The sequence below is a fragment of the Prosthecobacter sp. genome (genome assembly GCF_014879935.1).
Lineage (GTDB): Bacteria > Verrucomicrobiota > Verrucomicrobiia > Verrucomicrobiales > Verrucomicrobiaceae > Prosthecobacter.
Genome location: NZ_JACSRD010000008.1, coordinates 1 through 2186, shown reverse-complemented (window position 1 = coordinate 2186; position 2186 = coordinate 1). Strand labels below are relative to the sequence as shown.

2 protein-coding genes are annotated in these 2186 nt (G+C 65.4%); both read right to left on the bottom strand.

Translation table 11 applies throughout. From position 1 onward, the window contains the following. The coding region (locus tag IAE77_RS00095; RefSeq protein ID WP_294219615.1) for a hypothetical protein at window positions 1-326 on the bottom strand (326 nt) is incomplete at its 3' end. A gap of 65 nt (window positions 327-391) precedes the next feature. Next, window positions 392-1714, bottom strand: a complete 1323-nt coding sequence (locus IAE77_RS00090) for an MFS transporter (RefSeq protein ID WP_294219614.1) — start codon at window positions 1712-1714, stop codon at window positions 392-394. Window positions 1715-2186: the final 472 nt, after the last annotated feature.

The window sequence follows — 2186 nt, the reverse complement described above, 5'->3', positions numbered from 1 at the left end:
CCGTAGCCCCACCCGCCATACCCCCAGCCCATGCTCACGTTCATCGTGCGCACCGGCCGCTCACCGATGTAGGTCCAGCTCTCGGTGGCGCGGCCGCGATTCGTCCCGCGCGTGATGCTGTCCGGCCGGCCCCAGGCGAGGAAGACGGCGTCCCGCGTCATGCCTTCGCGGATCACACCGCTGGACACGAGCTGGCGATCCTTGGTGCTCAGCTGCGCATACATCTGCGGGTTGTTCTCGATGCGCGACTGTGGATTCGAGGCACACTGGGAAAAGAGAATCGCGGCGAGAAGGCCCAGACAGGTTCGGAGAAGGGAAGTTTTCATGGCTGGCAGCAGATTACGACGGGAACCGCACGGATGTCGAGCAAACCTCTCGGCTGAGGCGGGGCTCAGGCGTTGACGGTGCCTTTGCGGGGCATCCGGCGCAGCATCACCCATGCGCCTGCAGCCGCCAGCGTGGCTCCAAACCACCAGGGCCAATACGTCAGCGACTCGGCAAACACCCGCGTGTCATCCGCATCCAGTCCCAGCCGGCGGCCCACCCAGCCGGTCTGCCAGCCGAAAAGCAGCGTCGTCAGCCCGTAGGCCAGGTTGATCGTCAGCCCGCGGAAGCTCAGCGCAGTCGCCCGCTGGCTGGAGTCCACGATCTCATTCAAATAGTGCGACAGGAAGAACTGCAGGAAGCGCATGCTCATGAACAGCGGCACCACCAGCGCGATCCCCGCCCAGCCGGGCTGCGGATGCGCGGCCGCCATCAGCCCGGCGAACACCGCCACCGCCAGCCAGGTGAAGTTCTGCCTGGCCGACATCGCCTTCGCACTTTTTTCCATCAGACTGGCCGTCACCAAGCCCAGCAGCGACACCCCGGTGCCGATCACGCCATACCAGCCTTCCTCGATGCCCACCAGCCGGTAGAAATTGCTCGCCACCGTCAGGAACAGCCGGATCACACTGTCAAACACCAGCCCGAACAGGATCAGCGCAAAGGCTGTGCGCGTCCGCCAGATCCAGCCGCCCGTGTGCAGGATCGACCGCCATGTCTCACCCACGCTGTGCCAGAAACCCGACTGCGGGGCAGGGGAGCGCTGCTCCGTCATCCGCAAGGTCACCATCAGGCAGGCCAGACCGGTGCCCAGGCACAGTAACGGCGGCAGTTTCATGGAAACCTCCTTCGCCACCGTCACGTCCAGCCCCACGAAATGCAGCGCCCAGGTCAGCATCTCGTGATCATAGGCCACCGAGCCCGTGATCGACGACACCACAAAGCCCAGCGCCATGCCGCGGCTCAGTCTGGCCATCACCAGCGGCCACAGCTCCGTGCGCTGTGCCTCCGGCAGCGAATCGTAGGCCAGCGCCTCGTCCGCCCCGCTCGCACAGGCCTCCGCCGCGCCGCTCAGCACGCGGTTCAGCACGAACAGCCACAGCACCACGTCATGTCGGCCCGGCGGCATCAGGCACAGCACCGCCATCTCCAGCACCATCAGGCCCCCCGCCGCCACCACCAGCGGCCGGCGGCCAAAGCGGTCCGCCAGCGCCCCGGAGGGCACTTCCAAAACGACGCTCGTCAGCGCCCACACCACATTCAGCGCCGCGAACTCCCCGATGCTCAGCCCCAGGTCCAGGAAGAAGATCGTGAACACCGGGTAGTAGAACCGGCAGTTGAACAGGATGCGGAACCAGACAAACAGACGCGCGTTGGAAAGCTCGGACATGCCCTTCCTCTACGTCCGGGACGGGCAGTCGGGCAAGAGGCATGGTCAGGCTCTCGGCGGTCGAACCGGGGTCAAACGCTGCGGCACCTCCGCACTCTGGCATCGTTCCTCCGCCTTGAAGGCCCTGCGAACAGGGAAGGGGGTGTCCCCCTTTCCGTCTGTGGGACGCCCCGTCACCGTACGCTGTTGCGGCGTCAGCGTTCCCTGTTGCGGCATCAGGAGCTGACCTTTACCCACAAATTGGGTTCGTTCTAACGCGGCAGCCTCGTGGAGGTGGTGGCAAGCCTCAGCGTGACGACCTCTGTCGTGGGCAGCAACGGCTGATTGGCCTCATCTGTTACGGATGCCATTGCGCTGACGCAGGCGCGGCAGCGTTTTGGAAAGGGTGAGCATAGCGAATCAATGCTCCAGCCCTCTGGAGCTTTTCGCAGGCCCGAGGACGCTCGAAAGCGCCGGAGGGCCGGCGCACTCC

Bases quoted from the DNA above. Each gene is read 5' to 3' on its own strand.
- IAE77_RS00090 (WP_294219614.1), bottom strand. From the start codon at position 1,714: ATGTCCGAGCTTTCCAACGCGCGTCTGTTTGTCTGGTTCCGCATCCTG.